Origin of the sequence: Janthinobacterium agaricidamnosum (assembly GCF_003667705.1) — a bacterium.
GTDB lineage: Bacteria > Pseudomonadota > Gammaproteobacteria > Burkholderiales > Burkholderiaceae_D > Janthinobacterium.
Genome location: NZ_CP033019.1, coordinates 1480883 through 1498485, shown reverse-complemented (window position 1 = coordinate 1498485; position 17603 = coordinate 1480883). Strand labels below are relative to the sequence as shown.

Sequence of the window (17603 nt, the reverse complement as noted above, 5' to 3'; positions counted from 1 at the left end):
GATAAAAGCAGGCGGGATAAAGGCAAGCCTGATGCAAGGCAAGCGAGGAAAGTCAGACGAAGACGTTGGCCATGCCGATGGTGCCGCTGTCCTTGACCAGCTCGTAACAGCGGCAGGAGACAGCTTCCAGGCCGGCGGAATCAAGGATTTCGATATTGCCGCGGCTGTAAGTGATGAGTTTTTGCTGTTGCAGCGCGCTCGCTGCCTTGGTCACGCCGACCCGCCGCACACCCAGGGTATGGGCGAGGAATTCATGCGTGAGGTGAAATTTTTCGGATTGCAGGCGGTCGCGCGTGATCAGCAGCGAACGGGCCAGGCGCGCCTCGAGCACGTGGAAGCGGCTGCACACGGCAATCTGGATGGCTTGCGCCAGCAGGGTATCCGTGTAGCGGTACAGCAAGCGCTGCAGGGACTCGAGCTGGGCGAACTCGGCGCAGAAATCGCCCCGCGCGATGCGGCTGGCCATGCCGGAACGTTGCACCACGGCACGCACTTGCGCCAGCTCATGACCGAGCGCGACGGACGCGCCCAGCACGCCTTCGCGGCCGACCGAGCCCACTTCCAGGGTCATGCGGCCTTCCGCCACAGCCAACAGGGAGATCAGGCAGTCGCGGGGGAAATAAATGTGGCCGATAGGCTGGCCCGGTTCGTACAGCACCTCGCCTACCTCGACCGTGACCGTATCGAACAGCGCCGTCAAGTGCCGCAAATCGTGCTCGGGCAGGCTGGCCAGCAAGCGGTTGCCGGCGTCAGGCGCGCCCACGGACGACCCCAGGCCGGATCGGCCTGTATCGCGGGACAGGGTCATGCTGGCGTTCGTTAGTGGCATTGCTTTTCCTTGGTGTCGTTACAACTCGACATAATTTTTACTTAGCCTACGGTGCAGTACCGCCCATGTATGTACGGTGACGCACGGAAGCGAAGCAAGCGGCACAGCACACTGGCAATACACGCGAATCGCACGGATAACACGCACTACCCATTTCATTATCTAAAAAAACAGGAGCTTTCCATGACCACCACCACCAAATCCCTCCATCCGCTGGTACTTGCCGCCGCCGTCGCCGTCCTGCTGTTCTGCGGCGTGGGCACGGCGGCCCTGATGGGCTGGCTGCCTTCGTCCCAGAGCGACAGCCGGCCACTGGCAGCCGGCACTTCGGCCGAACAGATGGCCAACCTGCAGGCGAACCAGCCGCCAGCGAACCTGCAGCCTGCCGGCGCACAGCCGCTGGCCGCCCTGCCGCCTCAGCAGCAACAGCAGCAACAGCCAGTGCGCCAGCCCCAGCAGCAACCGCAACAGCAATACGCGGCTGCCCCGACGCCGCAAGTGTGCAGCAACTGCGGCGTGATCGAAGCCATCCATGAAGTCAATACGCGCGCCGAAGGCAGCGGCGTGGGCGCGGCCGGCGGCGCCGTCGTCGGCGGCTTGCTGGGCAACCAGGTAGGCGGCGGCCACGGCAAGCAGCTGGCCACCGTGCTGGGCGCCGTAGGCGGCGCCGTGGCCGGCAATCAGATCGAAGGCAGCGTGCGCGCCACGCGCAGCTACAACATCGTCGTGCGCCTCGATAACGGCAAGACGCGCACCGTGCACCAGAGCGCCGCGCCGAACTGGCGCCAGGGCGACCGCGTGCGCGTCGTCAACGGCGGCTTGCGCGCCATGGGCTAAGCGAAGCGCGGCGGCGCCGCTGCCGCGATAAGTTGCAAATTCAACACACGCCCGGCCTGTCCGGGCGTTTTCTTTTTGACAATGTTCGTTGGCGTACAGATGAGTACGCCGTCCCGCGAGATGATGCGTTCAAGAAAGTTCAACGAATATCTTCAAGGAGGTGCGATGGAAAACGACAAGACAAACAGTCACCGGATCTGGCTCGGCTTTATCGGTGGCGGCATATTGGCCACGGCGCTGGGCTTTTGCGCGCTGGATCTGGCGCCCGTGCAAACAAGCGCGCCCGTGTTTGGCGTCATGCTGCTGTTGACCGGCGGCATGGTCAGCTGCCTGGCCGGCGCCGTCGGGATGGCCGGCATGCTGGCCTGGATACCGGGCATGGCCGATGAACACGCCGACCGCTCCCGCTAGTTGAGCCTTGTGTACGACAGCGTACAGAACACAATGAAAACAAAGTAGACACTTAGTCATGGCATAAGCGTTCAGCGACCCGGTCGCTGCGCAATGACAAAAACTGATGACGGCGCAAGGCCAAGGCAGCCGCCGTCATCCACACATTACTCTCGGAGGACACATCATGCTGTATACAATCGCCGTCGTACTCATTATTCTTTGGCTGCTGGGCCTGGTAACTTCCTATACCATTGGCGGCTTCATCCACATCCTCCTGGTGGTGGCAGTCATCATGATCCTGTTGCGTCTGATCAGCGGGCGCGGTTTATAGAGGCCACTCCATTGGCCAGACAGGGGCGGCGCGCGTGCAAACGGGCGCCGCCCTTTTTCCGCCTTTTGCGTACAGCGTGCGCGCACTGGCACACTGCGGCATTTTGCAGTAACGTGTGCAGGTAATTCCTGGGTATGTCCCAATAACAAAACAAGGAGAAAATCCATGAAAGAAGCATTCAAAAAAGGCCCTGGCGCCACATCCCTGATCGGTATGCTGGTGATCGCACTGGCCGCCACCGGCTGCGCGGATATGTCCTCGACGCAACGTGGCACGGCCACGGGCGCCGGCATCGGCGCGGGCCTGGGCGCCTTGATCGGCGGCACCACCGGTGGCGGCAGCAGCGGCCGCACGGCCGGCGGCGCGCTGATCGGTGCCGCAGCTGGCGCCGTGGTCGGCAATATCTGGTCGAACCGCATGGAAAACCAGAAGCGCGCGATGGAGCAAGCGACACAGGGCACCGGCGTGCAAGTGTCGCAAACGGCCGATAACCGCCTGAAAATGGAAATCCCCAGCGACATTTCCTTCGACACCAACCGCGCCGACATCAAGGGCAACTTCCGCCCCATCCTCGACCGCTTTGCCGCCACCCTGAACGAAAACCCGAACACCACGGTCAGCATCATCGGCCATACGGACAGCACGGGCAGCGATTCCATCAACGAACCGCTGTCGGTGGAACGCGCGGCCCACACGCGCGACTACCTGGCCATGCGCGGCGTCTCGCCGACGCGCGTCGTCACGGAAGGCCGCGGCGCCCGCGAGCCGATCGCCTCGAATGCGGATGCCTCGGGACGCGCACGCAATCGCCGCGTCGAAATTTACGTAGCAGAGCTAGCCCCACGGGGGTAACACCGAACCAAACCTACTGCGCGTCGGTATAGGCGGCCTGCGATGCTCACCGTACCAGAGTACGGTTGCGCTTCTCGGCCACCTCTCCCTTCCGCTCGCTACGGTTTTGTTCGGTGTCGGGACGTTGACATCAAAATCAAGATCGTAAAAAAACCCGCCGGCAAGGTCACTTGCCAACGGGTTTTTTTCCATTTAAAGCAGCTTATTTTGAAGTAGCTTATTTCGACGTCGTTGCCTTGGCGCCGCTGTCGCCCTCTTTCGCCACCTTGGCAAAGTCGCCCGCCGTCACGATCGAGACGGCCGATGGCTTCAGGTACTCGCGCAGGCCCTGGTTCACTTGCGCCAGCGTCAAGGCGGCCACTTTCGCTTCCAGGTCCTTGTCGTAAGCCATGGTACGGTCTTGCGCCAGGTAGCTGGCGAGGCCGCTGGCCAGAGCGCTGTCCTGCGTGCGGCTCACTTCTTCCGATTGCAGCCAGCCCTTTTTCGCCTCGGCCAGTTCCGCTTCCGAGAACCCGTCGGCCAGCGCCTTGGCGATTTCCTCGCGCAGGGCCGCTTCCACCTTGACCGTGTTTTGCGGCGCGCTGATGGCATACGCCATCCAGTAGCCGGCCGGTTCGCGCGACGGCACGCTCACTTGCGAACCGACGCCGTACGACAGGCCTTCCTTCTGGCGGATGCGGTCGGCCAGGCGGCTGCGCAAGGCGCCGCCACCGAGCATGTGATTGGCGATCAGCAACGCCGGATAGCTGGCGGCGTCATCCTTGAGCGGAATTGGCTGGATGGCGAACAGCACGCTGTTGGCCTTGTCCGGCGTTTCCAGCGTGACTTTCTCGCCGCTCACAGGCTTAACGGCATCGGGAATGCGCACATACGGCTGCTGCGTCTTCCAGCTGCCGTACAGGCTGGCCACTTGCGCCTTCAGCGCGGCCGGGTCGAAGTCGCCCACGGCGGCAAACGTGGCGTTCGACGCGCCATAATAGGCGCCATGGAAGGCTTTCACATCGGCAACCTTGATGGCTTTCCATTGCGCCAGCTCAAGCGGCAAGGTGGCCACGTGGCGCACATGGCCTTCCGGCGTGGCGTCGAGCAGGCGGCGGAAGGCGTTCACGGCCAGCGGCTGCGGCTCAGGCAATTCCTGCTCGGCGCGGCCGACGCGCTCGCGCTGCAATTCCAGAAATTCCGTTTCGTTCAAGGCCGGCTTTTGCAGCACTTGCGCCAGCAGGTCCATGGCGGCCGGCAAGTTCTCGCGCTTGCCCGTCAGCATGGCGGTCACGCCTTCGGCGCCGCCGGAGATGGCTACTTGCATGCCCAGCTGGTCGAACTTGTCCTTTACTTCCTGGCGCGACAGTTTATCCGTGCCGCGCGACAACAGACTGGCCGTGTAGCTGCCCACTTGCCCCTTGCCGCGCAGGCTCTCTTCGCTGCCTAGCTGCAGTTTCAACACGACGCTGACGGTATTGCCCTTGGTTTTCTTCGGCAGCAAGGCGCCCTTCAAGCCGTTCGGCAAGGTGAAGCGCGTGGTGCGCGCTTCGATATTGTCGGGACTGGGGTCGAACGCTTCGCCCTGCGCCACGACGGCGCGGCCCGTGTAGCCGGCCAGTTGCGGCGCCACGTCGGCATAGGCCGGCACGACGGTGCGGTCCGGCGCATCGGTGGGGATGAAGCGGCCCAGGGTGCGGTTCGAGCTCTTCAGGTATTTCTCGGCCGCCGCCTGCACCTGCGCCGTCGTCAGCTTGTCGAGCTGGTCGCGCTGCAGGAAGAACAGACGCCAGTCGCCGGCCGCCAGCGACTCCGTCAGGGCGATCGTCATGCGCGCCGTATTCGACGTGATCAGTTCGACCTGCTTGTTCAGCTGCTGTTTCACGCGCGCCACTTCCGCATCCGTGACCGGCTGCGATTTCAGTTCTTCCAGCACTTTCAGCATGGCCGCTTGCGCCGCGTCGAGGTTGCCATCGACGGGCACCAGGGCGCCGAACAGGTTGTAGCCCGGCTCCAGGTTGCTCACCGAGTTGTATTCGATCTTGCTGGCCAGCTTGGTTTCCACCAGCGCCTTGTGCAGGCGACCGGCGGGCGCGTCCGTCAGCACGTGACCGAGCACCTCGATGGCGACAGCGTCCGGGTTGCCGGACGGCGCCACGTGATAGCCGGCGCCGACGAACTGCGTGCCGCCGCTGCGGCGCACCGTCACGGCGCGCTCGCCATCCTGCACCGGCTCGGCCGTGTAGGTCGGTTCGATCACGCGCGTCGGTTTCGGGATCTTGCCGAACAGTTCATTGATCTGCTTCAACACCTTCGCTTCATCGAAGCGGCCGGCCACCATCAGCACGGCGTTATCCGGCTGATAATATTTATGGTAAAACGCGCGCAGGCGGGGAATGTTGACCTGTTCGATGTCGGAACGGGCGCCGATGGTCGACTTGCCGTAGTTGTGCCAGTCGTAGGCGACAGCCTGGATGCGTTCGCTGGTCACGCCGATCGGGTCGCTCTCGCCCATTTCGAACTCGTTGCGCACGACCGTCATTTCGCCCTTCTGCGTCTTCGGATTCCACAGATCGTTCTGGTCGATGGCCGCGTTGACCATGCGGTCCGCTTCCATGGCCAGCATCTGGCGCAGGTTGTCGTCGTTGGCGGGGAAGGTGGCGTAGTAATTGGTGCGGTCGTACCAGGTGGTGCCGTTGAAATCGGCTCCTGTCGAGTTCAGGATCTCGACGGGAGTTTTCGTGCCCTTCCTGACGCCGAAGTTGGCGCTGGGCTTGAACAGCAAGTGCTCGAGCAAGTGGGCCATGCCCGTTTCGCCATAGTTTTCATGGCGCGAGCCGACCAGGTAGACGATGTTGGTGGTCAGGGTCGGCTTGCTGGCATCGGGAAACAGCAGCACGCGCAAGCCATTGGCCAGGCGGTATTCGGTGATGCCTTCGACGGACGTGACTTTGACGGCGGCGGCACGGTTCGATGCGGCCTTGCCGGTTTTCTGAATCGGCGCGGCTTCGACCGGGGTGGCGGCCAGGATGAACGACGGCGAGAGGATGCCGGCGGCAAGCAGGAGGGCGGTAATTGGTTTCAAATCGGAGTCCTGGTAGCACTACGTTATTAGACAAGCGCAAAAGCGGGCGCAATGGAATACGAATGCAAGAATTGCCATGGACCCGCGCTGCGTCTTCGCTGCCCAGGGAAATCATTGCTCTCGCAATTTACGTCATGCTTGTCAGTTACGCAAGTGCCTGTCATCGGGCTGTTATGTGCGCGTGTTATACTCCACGGTTCCGGAACTATCTGCCTGTATATGAGACGAGCTCTCGTCCTGCTCTGCCTTTTTGTCTTCATTGCCTTACCCCAGGCGTTCGCCAGCATGGCTGACGCCAGCCCTTCCCCATTCCAGCATGCAGTCGCGGCCGGCACTACTGCCACGCCTGCCTTCGTCGCCGATTGCCTTGACCCCGGCGCCCATGCGGGCTTGCCCGGCGACAGCTGCGACGCCGACGAATGCGACAACGACCCCATCACGCTCTACCCGACCTCGCGCCAGGCGGCGCCGTTTTGCGCCATCATTTGGCAAGCGGGACCGGGGGCACTTGCCGAAGCGGACGCGCGGCAGGCTACCCGGCCGCCGCGCGTCCGCCGCTACATCACGTACTCGCAACACGATTCCCTGGGGCACTGGCCGCCAGGCAAGCTTGATACTTACTGACTTTACAAGGTTACACACATGGAATGGTTATTTGACCCGACAATCTGGGTCGGCCTGCTGACGCTGGTCGTACTGGAAATCGTACTGGGTATCGACAACCTGATTTTCATCGCCATCCTGGCCGAAAAACTGCCGCCGCACCAGCGCGACAAGGCCAGGGTGCTGGGCCTGACCCTGGCCCTCGTCATGCGGCTGGGCCTGCTCTCGCTGATTTCCTGGCTCGTCACCCTGACGACGCCCTTGTTTTCCATATGGGCCTTCTCGTTTTCGGGGCGCGACCTGATCCTGCTCATCGGCGGCCTGTTCCTGCTGTTCAAGGCCACCAGCGAGCTGCACGAGCGCCTCGAAGGCGTCACGCATGCGCAGACGGGACCGAAAGTCTACGCCGGCTTCGGCCTCGTGGTGGCGCAGATCGTCGTGCTCGACGCCGTCTTTTCGCTCGACGCCGTCATCACGGCCGTCGGCATGGTGGAAAACCTGTACGTGATGATGGCGGCCGTCGTCATTTCCATCGTCGTCATGATGCTGGCCTCGAAGGTGCTAACGCGCTTCGTCAACGCCCATCCCACCGTCGTCGTGCTGTGCCTGAGCTTTTTGCTGATGATCGGCCTGTCCCTGGTGGCCGAAGGCCTGGGCTTCCACATTCCGAAAGGCTATCTGTACGCCGCCATCGGTTTCTCGATCGTCATCGAGTTCTTCAACCAGCTGGCGCGCCGCAACTTCCTCAAGCTGCAGTCGAATGCCCCGCTGCGCGACCGCACGGCACAAGCCGTGCTGAGCCTGCTGGGCGGGCGCAAAGGCCGCGAAGCCGTGGAAGAGCACGAAGTCAAGGAATTGCCCGACGTCTCCGCCTTCGGCGTGGAAGAGCGCAACATGGTCAGCGGCGTGCTGACCCTGGCCGAACGCTCGATCCGTTCCGTGATGACGCCGCGCGGCGACGTCTCCTGGGTCAACCTGAACGACAGCAGCGAGAAGATGCTGCAATTGCTGCGCGACACGCCGCACAGCATGATTCCTGTCTGCAATGATGACCTCGACAATGTGGTCGGCATCGCGCGCAGCAAGGATCTGATCGAGGACCTCGTCTCGCGCGGCAAGATCGACCCGGCCAGCATGCGCGAAGCCGTCGTCGTGCCGGAAGCGGCCGGCGTGCTGAAAGCCATGGAGACCTTGAAGCGCTCGCGCGGCCAGCTGGTGCTGGTGGTAGACGAGTTCGGCACCGTGCAAGGCGTGCTCACGCCGATCGATATCCTGGAAGCCATCGCCGGCGAATTCCCCGACGAGGACGAGCAGCCGGACGTGGAAGTGCTCGGTCCCGGCCACTGGCGCATCGACGGCGCGACGGACCTGCATTACCTGGAGCAAGTATTCGAGACGGAAACCCTGGTCAGCGAAGACGGCGAGTACAACTCGCTGGCCGGCTTCCTGCTGGCGCATTTCGAAAACATGCCGGCCGTGGGCGAAGTGCTGGAACTCGACGATCTGCGCTATGAAATCCTCGAGGCCGACGAGCGCCGCATCGCCAGCGTGGACGTGCGCCGGATCGAGCCCGATCACAGTTTGTAACACAATGGCAAGCGTGCCCCGCTTGCCATGCCGTATGCTGGGGTCTGCCTTTTCTGGAGACGCCCACATGAAACATTCTTTGCTACGCCTGACCCTGCTCGCTTGCGCCGCCTTCGGCAGCCAAGCCATGGCCGCCGCGCCATCGGCCACCATCAAGCCTGGCCTGTGGCAAGTCGACAGCAAGATGGCGTCGCCCGACGCCGCCACCGACAATGCCATGTCCATGGTGCTGCAGCAGCTGGGCAACCTTCCTCCCGATCAACGCAAGCAGCTGGAAAGCATGGCGGCCAGCCGCGGCATGGCCATGCCCACCGTGGGCGCCGACGGCGCCGTGCGCGTGACGGCGTGCGTGACGCCGGACATGGCGGCGCGCAAGCAGATTCCCACGGGCCAGCCCGGCGATTGCACCTCGAAGAACAAGGACATCGCGGGCGGCATGCAGGTGTCGTTCACGTGCGCGAATCCGAAATCGAGCGGCGAAGGCCAGGTGCTGTTCTCGGGCGACCAGGCGTTCAGCATGCAGCTGGCCGTGACGACGAGCGCGCGCGGCACGCCGGAACAGGTGAATGTGACGAGCAACGGCAAGTGGCTGGGAGCAACGTGCCCTGCCCCATCCGCCGCCGCTCAGAAACCGTGACGGAAGCCCATATTAAAAGCCGCGTCGCCGCGCCCCGCATCGCTGGCATTGCCCACCGTGTAGCGGGCGCCGTTCTTGTTGTGGATCTTCGCGTAGGACGCGTAGAAATCGCTGCGTTTTGACAGGGAATACGTGAGGCCGACGGCCACCTGATTGGCGTCGCGGTTGGCCAGGTCGCGGTCATCCTTGCGCACGTACGAGGCCAGCAGCTTGAAACCGCCCACGGGCACGGACACGCCCAGCAAGGTGTCGCGGCTGTCGGACGACGACATCGACAGGGCCAGCGAGCTGTAGGCATTGTTCGGGTCCCACGGCGAGCTGCCATAGCCCTTGTTCACGCCCACGGCGGCAAAGGCGGTGGCCACTTTCAGGTCGATGTTCGCCGCGATCAGGGTGTTGCGCGACGACATGTCGATGGCGGGCAAGGTGCCGGAGGCGAGGATGAAGTTGTTCTTGCGCTGGTGCGACACGCTGACATTCACGGCGCCGGACGAATAGCCGAGGGTGGCGCCATATGCGCGGTTGTTGGCGCTGCTGTACGGCGACTCGCCGAAGCTGTAGATGGCGCTGGCCGTCACGCCGCGCAAGGCGGGCGTCACGTATTTGACGGTATTGTCGTAGCGTTTCACGCTGTAGCCGGCCAGGTTGCTGGCGCTGCCGGCCATGCCGCCCTTGAACGGGTCGGCCACGTCGGTGAGCGCCAGGTATTGCAGGTTGTACTGGCGCCCCAGGGTCAGCGCGCCCAGGCGGCTGTCCAGGCCCACGTAGGCTTGCCGGCCGAACAGGCGGCCATCTTCCGACTGGCCCGTGTCGTTCTGGACGCCCGCTTCCAGGGTAAACACGGCGGAAACGTCGTTGCCCAGCGCTTCGCGCCCCTGCACGCCCAGGCGCGAGCCGGAGGCGACGCCGCCGGACACCTTGGTGCCGGCGCAACCGGCGGCGCAGCCCTGCTCGGCCACGATGCCCGCGTCGAGCACGCCGTACACGGCAACGTTGGTGGATGCGGCACTGCCCGCGCCATCGGCAGCCTGGGCCGTCGCGCCCAGCGCGAAAGGCCCCATCCCTATCACAGCAAGCGCAAAATACGAGGTCTTCATGATAAATATCTCGGTGACGTGAAAAGTAAACTACCCGGTATTGATCAGGACATGCGCTGTGTGTCTGATCCAAGTGTTACCTTATCCTCGCTTTTTGTCCAGCCATCCGTGCGTTGTACAACAGAAACTTCAGCTTAGTCCCAAGAAACACGTCGCACACTGACAACACGCAAGTTTGACCATGATTGTGGCAATTTGCGGCAAAATGGCGTGAATTGCAGCCCCTGCCGTAAAGCAATGTTCGGTGGCGAACGTTGCGCGATCTGACGCAGGCGGTACACTACTGGTTTTACCGACAGCGGCTCGCCCGTTTTTTCTGCATGCTAGCTATCCTCGAACGCATTGACCCCAACTCCAGCAATATCGACTTGCTGGTGGAATTATTCAACTCATTGCGTCCCAAGCGCCCCCACGACAGCGCTACCGCGATCGCCAACGTGCGCACCCTGCGCCAGCTTCTCAAAGGTAATCCCGCCCAGGCGCGCGCCCTGCACGAATACGTGCTGCGCGTGCTGGCCGCGCGCCGCCACGCCAGCCTGTACACGGATATCGGCGTGCTGTCGAACAGCGGCTTCTTTACAGAATTAAAACGCCGCATCGCCTACCGCATGCTGCCGCCCGCCCTTGGCGATGAATACCTGAACGACGCGCTCGATCAGGTGCTGTACCTGAAGACCGATTATTTGTGGATCAGCAACGTGCCTGCCACGGACTGGCTGGAACTGTTCGACGTGCTCACCAGCGACGAGGTCGAACTGGCCGTCGGCGACGGCAATATCATGTTGCCAGGGATGCTAGACGCCATCCGCACCTTGTCTTACCGCGTCTGCGCCATGGGCCTGGAGCCGGAACTGACGCGTTTCCACAATGAAATCGAAGTGTTCCAGTCGCCGTTCATGGTGCAGAACACGGAAGTGAACGCCTACCTGGATGCCTATTCGAGCCTGCTGCAAGGCGACATCGAGCACATCGAGGACGCGCGCCATTTGCTGGTGATGCTGGACCAGTGCGACGCCGTCATCGCCAAGATCCGCAAGAAGGCGCTGTACCAGGGCACCAGCATTCCCCTCACGTATTTACTGGTGGCGCTGGCGCAGAGCATCGACCGCCTGCGCAAGCTGCTGTTCCTCGTCGACACGAGCGGCGAGCTGCCCGCTTCAAACAACGTGGACATTGACGCCATCACGGTCGACGCCACGCAGGACTTGCTGCACCCGCAGCCCGTCAGCCGCCGCCGCGCGGGCGCCGTGGGGCTGGCGCTGGAACTGATACGCGCGCATAACCACAAATACAAGGTCAGCGACCTGTTTTCCGACAATATCAACTTGCTGGCGCGCAATGTGACGGAAAACGCCAGCCGCACGGGCGAGCACTACATCGCGGAAAACCGCCGCGAAATGGGTGCCATGTTCCTCTCGTCCGCAGGCGCGGGCGTGATCATCGGCTTCATGGCCCTGTTCAAGATATTGATGTCGTATTTGCGCTCGGCGCCGCTGGTCGAAGCGTTCATGTTCAGCATGAATTACTCGATCGGCTTCATGTTCATCCACTTGCTGCACTTCACGGTGGCCACCAAGCAGCCGGCCATGACGGCCTCGCGCATCGCCGCCGGCCTGCACAGCAAGGATGGCCGGAATATCGACCTCGACAGCATGGCGGAACTGATCAACAAGGTCTTCCGCACGCAAAACATGGCCGTGCTGGGCAACCTGGCGACGGCCATCCCCACGGCGTGGCTGATCGCGCTCGGCTACAAGGCGATCACCGGGCACAACCTGGTGTCGCCGGAAAAAGCCATGCATCTGCTGCACGATATCGATCCCATCGGCAGCCCCGCCATCTTTTACGCCATGATCGCCGGCGTGTGCCTGTTCGTGGCCGGCCTGATTTCCGGCTACTACGATAACCAGGCGCTGTACACGCGCTGGGCGCAGCGCATCGCGCAATTGCGCGGCCTGGGCCGGGTGATCGGCCAGGAGCGCTTGCAGCGGCTGGGCCTGTACCTGGAAAACAACCTGGGCGGCCTGATGGGTAACTTCTATTTCGGTATTTTGCTGGGCTCCATCGGCACCCTCGGCTTTTTGATCGGCTTGCCCATCGATATCCGCCACATCACCTTCTCGGCCGCCAACTTTGCAACGGCCCTGGTGGGACTCGACCACAATATGAGCTGGCAACTGGCCGTCAAGTCGCTGTCGGGCATCTTCGCCATCGGCACGGCCAACCTGCTGGTCAGCTTCGGCCTGGCCCTGTGGGTGGCGCTGCGTTCGCGCCAGGTGCGCTTCAAGCACGGCATGCAATTGTTGAAAATCCTGGGCAAGCGTTTCCTGCGCTCGCCCATCGTCTTCTTCTTTGGTTCGAAAAACCCGCCGCCCCTGGCACTGGCCGATGATACGGCAAACCTGTCACTGACAAACAAGGCTCAAAAATGACCGCTAGGCGCATGCAACCCTGTCTCACCGCCCTCCTGCTGTGCTGGACCCTGGCTGCATGCGCTTCGCTGCCCAATGTCAAGAACCTCAACACCACCCTGGAACCCGTGGCCAAGCCCAAGGTGATCACGGGCAAGGGCGCCGTGCTGAACGTCAACAGCCGGGCCGCCCTGCTCAACAAGCGCTGGGCCAAGTCCGGCATGGACTTGAAGACCCAGGCCGCGCTGGAAGAGGCGGCCACGGGCGTGCCTCTGATCAAGGGCAACAAGGTAACCCTGCTGTTTGACGGCCCGCAAACCATGGCCGCCATGTTCCAGGCCATCAGCGACGCCAAGACCAGCATCAACCTGGAAACGTACATCTTCGACCAGGACCCGCTGGGCCTGAAGTTCGCCGACATGCTGATCGAAAAGCAGCAATCGGGCGTGACGGTCAACGTCATCTACGACAGCGTGGGCACCATCGGCGTGCCGCAAGCGTTTTTTGAGCGCATGCGCGCGGCCGGCGTGCACCTGGTGGCCTTCAACCCCGTCAATCCGGCCAAGCTCAAGGGCGACGACTGGAAGATCAACAACCGCGATCACCGCAAGGTGCTGATCGTCGACGGCAAGACAGCGTTTACGGGCGGCATCAATATCAGCGATACCTATGCGAAAAGCTCGCTGTTCCGCTCGAAATCGAAGCCCACCGACAAGAAGGACGTGGGCTGGCGCGACACGCACGTGAAAGTGGAAGGCCCGGCCGTGGCCGCCTTCCAGTGGCTGTTCATCCGCACCTGGGCCCAGCAAGACCAGGCAGACTTGCCTGACGCCAATTATTTCCCCGTGCTGTCCGAAGTGGGCGACAAGCTGGTGCGCGTGGTGGCCAGCGAGCCGGAAGGCGGCTTTGAAATCTACAAGGCCTACATCCTGGCCATCCAGGAAGCAAAGAAATCGATCCACATCACGTCCGCCTATTTCGTGCCCGACCAGCAGACGGTCGACGCGCTGGTCGCGGCCGCCAAACGGGGCGTGGACGTCACCGTGGTGCTGCCCGGCGTGTCCGACAGCGGCCTCGTGTTCCATGCGGGACACGCACTGTACGACCAGCTGCTGGCCGGCGGCATCCGCATTTTTCACTTGAAACTGGCCGTGCTGCACGCCAAGACGGCCGTCATCGACGGCGCCTGGTCGACGGTGGGCTCGACCAACATCGACATGCGCAGCTTCCTGCACAACAGCGAGCTGAACGTGATCGTGCTGGGCGACAGCTTCGGCAGGGAAATGGAAAACGCCTTCCAGGAAGACTTGCGCGACTCGGAAGAGATCACCAAGGCGAAATGGGAAACCCGGCCCATCTCCGACCGCATGAAGGAATGGGCGGCCCGTTTCATGAATTACTGGTTATAAGCACCGATCAGGCGACTGAATATTTGCACAAATATGCACTATATTGCACCAATAGTATGACGATCGTCGTACTGCTCATATCTGGAGTGAACCATCATGGGAACCGTGCGCAAGACCATTACCTTGACGGACCAGCAGGACGACTGGATCAAGGCGCAAATTGACGCCGGGCGCTATACGAACGACAGCGAATACATCCGCGACCTGATCCGGCGTGAACAGGAACGCAGCGCCGAACTCGATGCGATCCGCGCGGCGCTGGTGGAAGGCGAGGCCAGCGGTGAACCCCAGCCTTTCGACGCCAGGGCTTTCAAGCAGAGAATGCTGGCAGCGCATGGCTGAATACCGGCTGACGCCCGCCGCCGAGCATGATCTTGAGGCGATCTGGGCGTATACGTCGCAGCGCTGGAACGTGCAGCAGGCCAGTCTTTATCTTGACAACATGACGGCGGCCTTCGATGACCTGGCACGCGCACCCGAGACGGCACCGGCATGCGAGCAGATTCGGCCCGGCTACCGGCGCCGCAAAGTGGGACGGCACATGATTTATTTCCGCATCACTCACTATGGCATTGCCATCGTCCGCATTTTGCATGACCGCATGGATGCGGCACGCCATCTGTAATTAAAACATCACCGATCACAGCGGCCGTAAGCTGGCCCACACGCCGCCCTGGCGTTCGAACGCTTCCGTACTGACCTTTTCAAACTCGGCGCTATCTTCATTCCAGCTGTAGCGCTCGACCCGGATGCAGCTGTTTTCCACGCGCAGCACATTGAACGAGTTCGACTCGCCCCTGCCCCGCGTGGACGTGGCCGTGCCCGCCTGCACCATCAGGGCCGCGTAGCCGGCGATCTTGTAGCGCTCGGCCGTGTTGCCCGCCACGCTGGCATGCAAGTGTCCCGCCAGCAATAAATCCACGCCGCATTCGGAAAACATTTGCAGCGCCTGCGGCGCGCGGTCCACCAGATCGTCTTCATCGAAGTGCTCGGGCAAGTCGAATGGATGGTGCGTGACGATGATGCGCGTCAAACCGGGCGGCAAGCGGCCCAGGCGTTCACGCAGGAAATCGATCTGCTCGTGGCTGATGCGGCCATCCTTGAACGTCAATGAACGGGCCGTGTTGATACCCAGCACGGCAATTTCCTCGTCCACATATTCGGGCGACAAATCGTCCGTCACGTGGCGCCGGTACTTCACCAGCGGCGTCAGGAAGCGGGAAAAGACGTTATACAGCGGCACGTCATGGTTGCCCGGCACCACGATCTGCGGCCCCGGCAAGCTGTCGAGAAAGTGCCGCGCCGCCTGGAACTGGGCGCTGCGGGCCCGCTGGGTGAGGTCGCCCGAGACCACCACCACATCCGGTTCCAGGCGCTCGACCAGCGCGCGCAAGGGCGCCAGCAAATCCCCGTCGACCCGGCCGAAATGCAAATCCGATAAATGCACGATGGTACGCATGGCGTTCTCCTAGCTGGCGGCGGGCACGGACGCCGGCACGATCACTTCGAGCGCGGCCGTGCGGATGCGGTAGCGCAGTGGCGTATTCATGACGGTCACTTCGCCATCGGTGGCCACGCGCAGGCGGCGGTGTTTCGTGGCGATCTCCAGGTCGGTGGCCGTCAGCACATCGAAATCCTTGGCCTGCGACAACTTGCCGAACAGCGCGTGCAGGGCCAGGCGCACGAGGCCCAGGCGGCCCGGACGCTGCGCCACGTACAGGCTCAGCTGGCCACCGTTGAGGCGTTCGCGCTCGCCGATATTCAAGCCTTCCATCCGGTATTCATTATTGCCGATGAAGACGAAGGGCGTGCGCCGCGCATGCACGGCGTCGTTGAGTTTCAATTGCACGCTGAGAAAGGGATAGCGGCGCAAGGCGGCCACCAGCGCCCAGCTGAAGGCCAGCCACTTGCCCCGCCCCAGCCGCCGCTGCTGCTTTTCGCGGTCGCGCACGATATCGGGATACAGGCCCAGGCTGGAATTATTCAGGAAGATGCGGCCATTGACTTCCCCCACGTCGACCTGGTGCGGCACGCCCTGCGCCACGTTGGCAATCGCCGCATCGAGGTCAAGCGGGATATTCAAATCCTTGGCGAAATGGTTCAAGGTGCCTAGCGGCAGGACGCCAAACGGCGTGCCGCTGCCGACGACGACGGACGCGACGGCATTGATGGTGCCGTCGCCGCCGCCGGCCACGACGATGGGCGCGCCATCGCGCAGGGCTTGCTCGGCAGTGGCGATCATCTCGGCCCCGCTTTGCGCCAGGGTGATGGCGGCGTCGAGGCCCACGGCCAGGAATTGCGCTTCGAGCTGCTGCGCCCAGTCCCGCGCATAGCCGCAGCCGGCGCCCGCGTTGATGATGACGGCGATTTTGCTCAGGATCGTTCCCCTTATGTGGTTTGCCGGATGTGCCGGCGGCGGCGCAGGGTCGACACGCCGGCGATACAGATGGCCAGCCAGCCATAGCTTTCCGCCATGGCCGCCAGCACATCGCTCAGGTAATGTGCGCCCAAATAAATGCGGCTGAAGCCCACGAGCGACGCCATCAGGAATGCGCCCAGCGCGATACCGATGCGCTTGCCCCAGGCGCCCGGCGCCGTCTGGCAAATCAGGTAGGCGGCCAGCAAGCCATACAGGGCTGTCGAGGTGGCCGTATGGCCGCTGGGAAAGCTGTACGTGCTCAAGGCCGTCTGCAGGATGGGCTCGTCAAAGCTGGGCCGCGCGCGCACAAAAATGTACTTTAACAGCAGGTTCAAAAACATGACGCCCGGCATGGTGATGACCAGGGTAAACAGCCAATAGTCAGCGCCCTTGCGGTGCAGATACCAGCCCAGCAAGACGGCCAGGGTGATGGCGCCGATCACGCCATGCATATGCGTAACGACCAGCAGCACGCTGGTGATCCACGGCACGGCATGCCGGTTGAACCACTGCGCCACCTGCAAGTCGATCACGGTGATCTGCTCCATGCCCATCACGGCTTCGGAGATCTCGTGGAAGACCACGATGGCCACCAGCATCAGGGCCACGCCGACCGTCATATGCAGGCCCAGTTCGCCTTCGGGCGACAGGCGCGCCTCGACGAAGCGGCGCAGTTTCATGGTCCAGCCCATGGTCACGCCCATGTCATTTTTCTCTTGCAAACTGATCTCTCTTTCTTGTTCCTGGCGATGATCAAAAAAACCACACCAGCAAAAAATACTGTTTATTCATACAGTGGCTGTGTATTCATACAGTAGTTATGCTATTCTGATGACTCGTTCAACACATCTCCCTCAAAGGAATTGTCATGGCAACATTGAATAGCGGTTTTGGCTCACGGTTCGGCCTGGAATACGCCCCAAGCTCTTTCCTCGTCCGCATGGGCAAGCGCGAAATCCTCGTCTGCCGCGACTTCCGCAAGCGCTACTACACCGTCAATCCCTTGATCGAGTGCGGTACGGGCATCGAGCCGGGCTATGTTGAAGTGCTGCTGATGCGCCGTTGGCTCCTCATTTTATCCAAGGCGCATTAAGAATGACTTTAAAACAAGGTGCTTGCACTCTGTTTTGAAGT

At 62.3% G+C, this 17603-nt stretch carries 18 protein-coding genes; 12 read left to right on the top strand and 6 right to left on the bottom strand.

The window, feature by feature from the left end:
- Positions 1 to 52: 52 nt before the first annotated feature.
- Positions 53 to 829, bottom strand: coding sequence for a Crp/Fnr family transcriptional regulator (locus D9M09_RS06875; protein WP_121668907.1), 777 nt, complete (start codon positions 827 to 829; stop codon positions 53 to 55).
- Between the two features lie 183 nt (positions 830 to 1012).
- Here D9M09_RS06875 and D9M09_RS06870 point away from each other — a divergent pair, with 183 nt between their 5' ends.
- The 4 genes from D9M09_RS06870 to D9M09_RS06855 all read left to right on the top strand — a co-directional run bounded on the left by D9M09_RS06870 (position 1013) and on the right by D9M09_RS06855 (position 3242).
- Positions 1013 to 1666, top strand: a complete 654-nt coding sequence (locus D9M09_RS06870; RefSeq protein WP_070224909.1) for a glycine zipper 2TM domain-containing protein — start codon at positions 1013 to 1015, stop codon at positions 1664 to 1666.
- A gap of 165 nt (positions 1667 to 1831) precedes the next feature.
- A complete protein-coding gene (locus D9M09_RS06865) occupies positions 1832 to 2077 on the top strand; it encodes a hypothetical protein (RefSeq protein ID WP_070224908.1) in 246 nt (81 codons plus the stop codon).
- 166 nt (positions 2078 to 2243) lie between these two features.
- Positions 2244 to 2390, top strand: a complete 147-nt coding sequence (locus D9M09_RS06860) for a lmo0937 family membrane protein (protein ID WP_121670992.1) — start codon at positions 2244 to 2246, stop codon at positions 2388 to 2390.
- Positions 2391 to 2603: 213 nt separating this feature from the next.
- Positions 2604 to 3242 carry an OmpA family protein gene (locus D9M09_RS06855; protein WP_430886693.1) on the top strand — a complete coding sequence of 213 codons (639 nt, stop codon included), beginning with the start codon at positions 2604 to 2606 and terminating at the stop codon, positions 3240 to 3242.
- A gap of 217 nt (positions 3243 to 3459) precedes the next feature.
- Here D9M09_RS06855 and D9M09_RS06850 read toward each other — a convergent pair whose 3' ends face one another.
- Positions 3460 to 6306: a M16 family metallopeptidase gene (locus tag D9M09_RS06850; protein WP_121668905.1), complete on the bottom strand. Its 2847-nt coding sequence runs from the start codon at positions 6304 to 6306 to the stop codon at positions 3460 to 3462.
- Between the two features lie 285 nt (positions 6307 to 6591).
- Between D9M09_RS06850 and D9M09_RS06845 the strand changes: the two genes are divergently transcribed.
- The 3 genes from D9M09_RS06845 to D9M09_RS06835 all read left to right on the top strand — a co-directional run bounded on the left by D9M09_RS06845 (position 6592) and on the right by D9M09_RS06835 (position 9133).
- Positions 6592 to 6930, top strand: a complete 339-nt coding sequence (locus tag D9M09_RS06845) for a hypothetical protein (protein WP_162995602.1) — start codon at positions 6592 to 6594, stop codon at positions 6928 to 6930.
- Positions 6931 to 6948: 18 nt separating this feature from the next.
- Complete coding sequence (locus D9M09_RS06840; protein ID WP_070312973.1) at positions 6949 to 8496, top strand: TerC family protein; 1548 nt, start codon at positions 6949 to 6951, stop codon at positions 8494 to 8496.
- Positions 8497 to 8563: 67 nt separating this feature from the next.
- Positions 8564 to 9133 carry a DUF3617 domain-containing protein gene (locus D9M09_RS06835; RefSeq protein WP_070291349.1) on the top strand — a complete coding sequence of 190 codons (570 nt, stop codon included), beginning with the start codon at positions 8564 to 8566 and terminating at the stop codon, positions 9131 to 9133.
- Here the strand turns inward: D9M09_RS06835 and D9M09_RS06830 are convergent.
- Positions 9121 to 10230, bottom strand: coding sequence for a porin (locus tag D9M09_RS06830; RefSeq protein WP_121668903.1), 1110 nt, complete (start codon positions 10228 to 10230; stop codon positions 9121 to 9123). The genes D9M09_RS06835 and D9M09_RS06830 overlap by 13 nt on opposite strands.
- Positions 10231 to 10550: 320 nt before the next feature.
- Here D9M09_RS06830 and D9M09_RS06825 point away from each other — a divergent pair, with 320 nt between their 5' ends.
- The 4 genes from D9M09_RS06825 (at position 10551) to D9M09_RS06810 (ending at position 14675) form a co-directional block, all read left to right on the top strand.
- Positions 10551 to 12662, top strand: coding sequence for a site-specific recombinase (locus tag D9M09_RS06825; protein WP_070225020.1), 2112 nt, complete (start codon positions 10551 to 10553; stop codon positions 12660 to 12662).
- Positions 12663 to 12673: 11 nt separating this feature from the next.
- Positions 12674 to 14050 carry a cardiolipin synthase gene (gene cls / locus D9M09_RS06820; protein ID WP_430886687.1) on the top strand — a complete coding sequence of 459 codons (1377 nt, stop codon included), beginning with the start codon at positions 12674 to 12676 and terminating at the stop codon, positions 14048 to 14050.
- 96 nt (positions 14051 to 14146) lie between these two features.
- A complete protein-coding gene (locus D9M09_RS06815; protein WP_070224900.1) occupies positions 14147 to 14392 on the top strand; it encodes a type II toxin-antitoxin system ParD family antitoxin in 246 nt (81 codons plus the stop codon).
- Positions 14385 to 14675: a type II toxin-antitoxin system RelE/ParE family toxin gene (locus D9M09_RS06810; protein WP_070291352.1), complete on the top strand. Its 291-nt coding sequence runs from the start codon at positions 14385 to 14387 to the stop codon at positions 14673 to 14675. Before D9M09_RS06815 ends, D9M09_RS06810 begins: the two co-directional genes overlap by 8 nt.
- A 15-nt stretch (positions 14676 to 14690) precedes the next feature.
- On the opposite strand, the gene D9M09_RS06805 is transcribed toward D9M09_RS06810, so the two are convergent.
- Genes D9M09_RS06805 through D9M09_RS06795 form a run of 3 tightly spaced genes read right to left on the bottom strand, consistent with a single transcriptional unit; the run spans position 14691 to position 17191 of the window.
- Positions 14691 to 15509, bottom strand: coding sequence for a metallophosphoesterase family protein (locus D9M09_RS06805; protein WP_070224898.1), 819 nt, complete (start codon positions 15507 to 15509; stop codon positions 14691 to 14693).
- Between the two features lie 9 nt (positions 15510 to 15518).
- On the bottom strand, positions 15519 to 16427 hold the full coding sequence (locus D9M09_RS06800; RefSeq protein WP_121670990.1) for a diacylglycerol/lipid kinase family protein: 909 nt from the start codon (positions 16425 to 16427) through the stop codon (positions 15519 to 15521).
- 11 nt (positions 16428 to 16438) lie between these two features.
- Entirely contained in the window at positions 16439 to 17191 is a 753-nt protein-coding gene (locus D9M09_RS06795; RefSeq protein WP_346428572.1) for a phosphatase PAP2 family protein, read from the bottom strand.
- 146 nt (positions 17192 to 17337) lie between these two features.
- Between D9M09_RS06795 and D9M09_RS06790 the strand changes: the two genes are divergently transcribed.
- The gene (locus tag D9M09_RS06790) at positions 17338 to 17562 is read left to right on the top strand and encodes a hypothetical protein (RefSeq protein WP_010396348.1); all 225 of its coding nucleotides are present in this window, start codon (positions 17338 to 17340) and stop codon (positions 17560 to 17562) included.
- Positions 17563 to 17603: the final 41 nt, after the last annotated feature.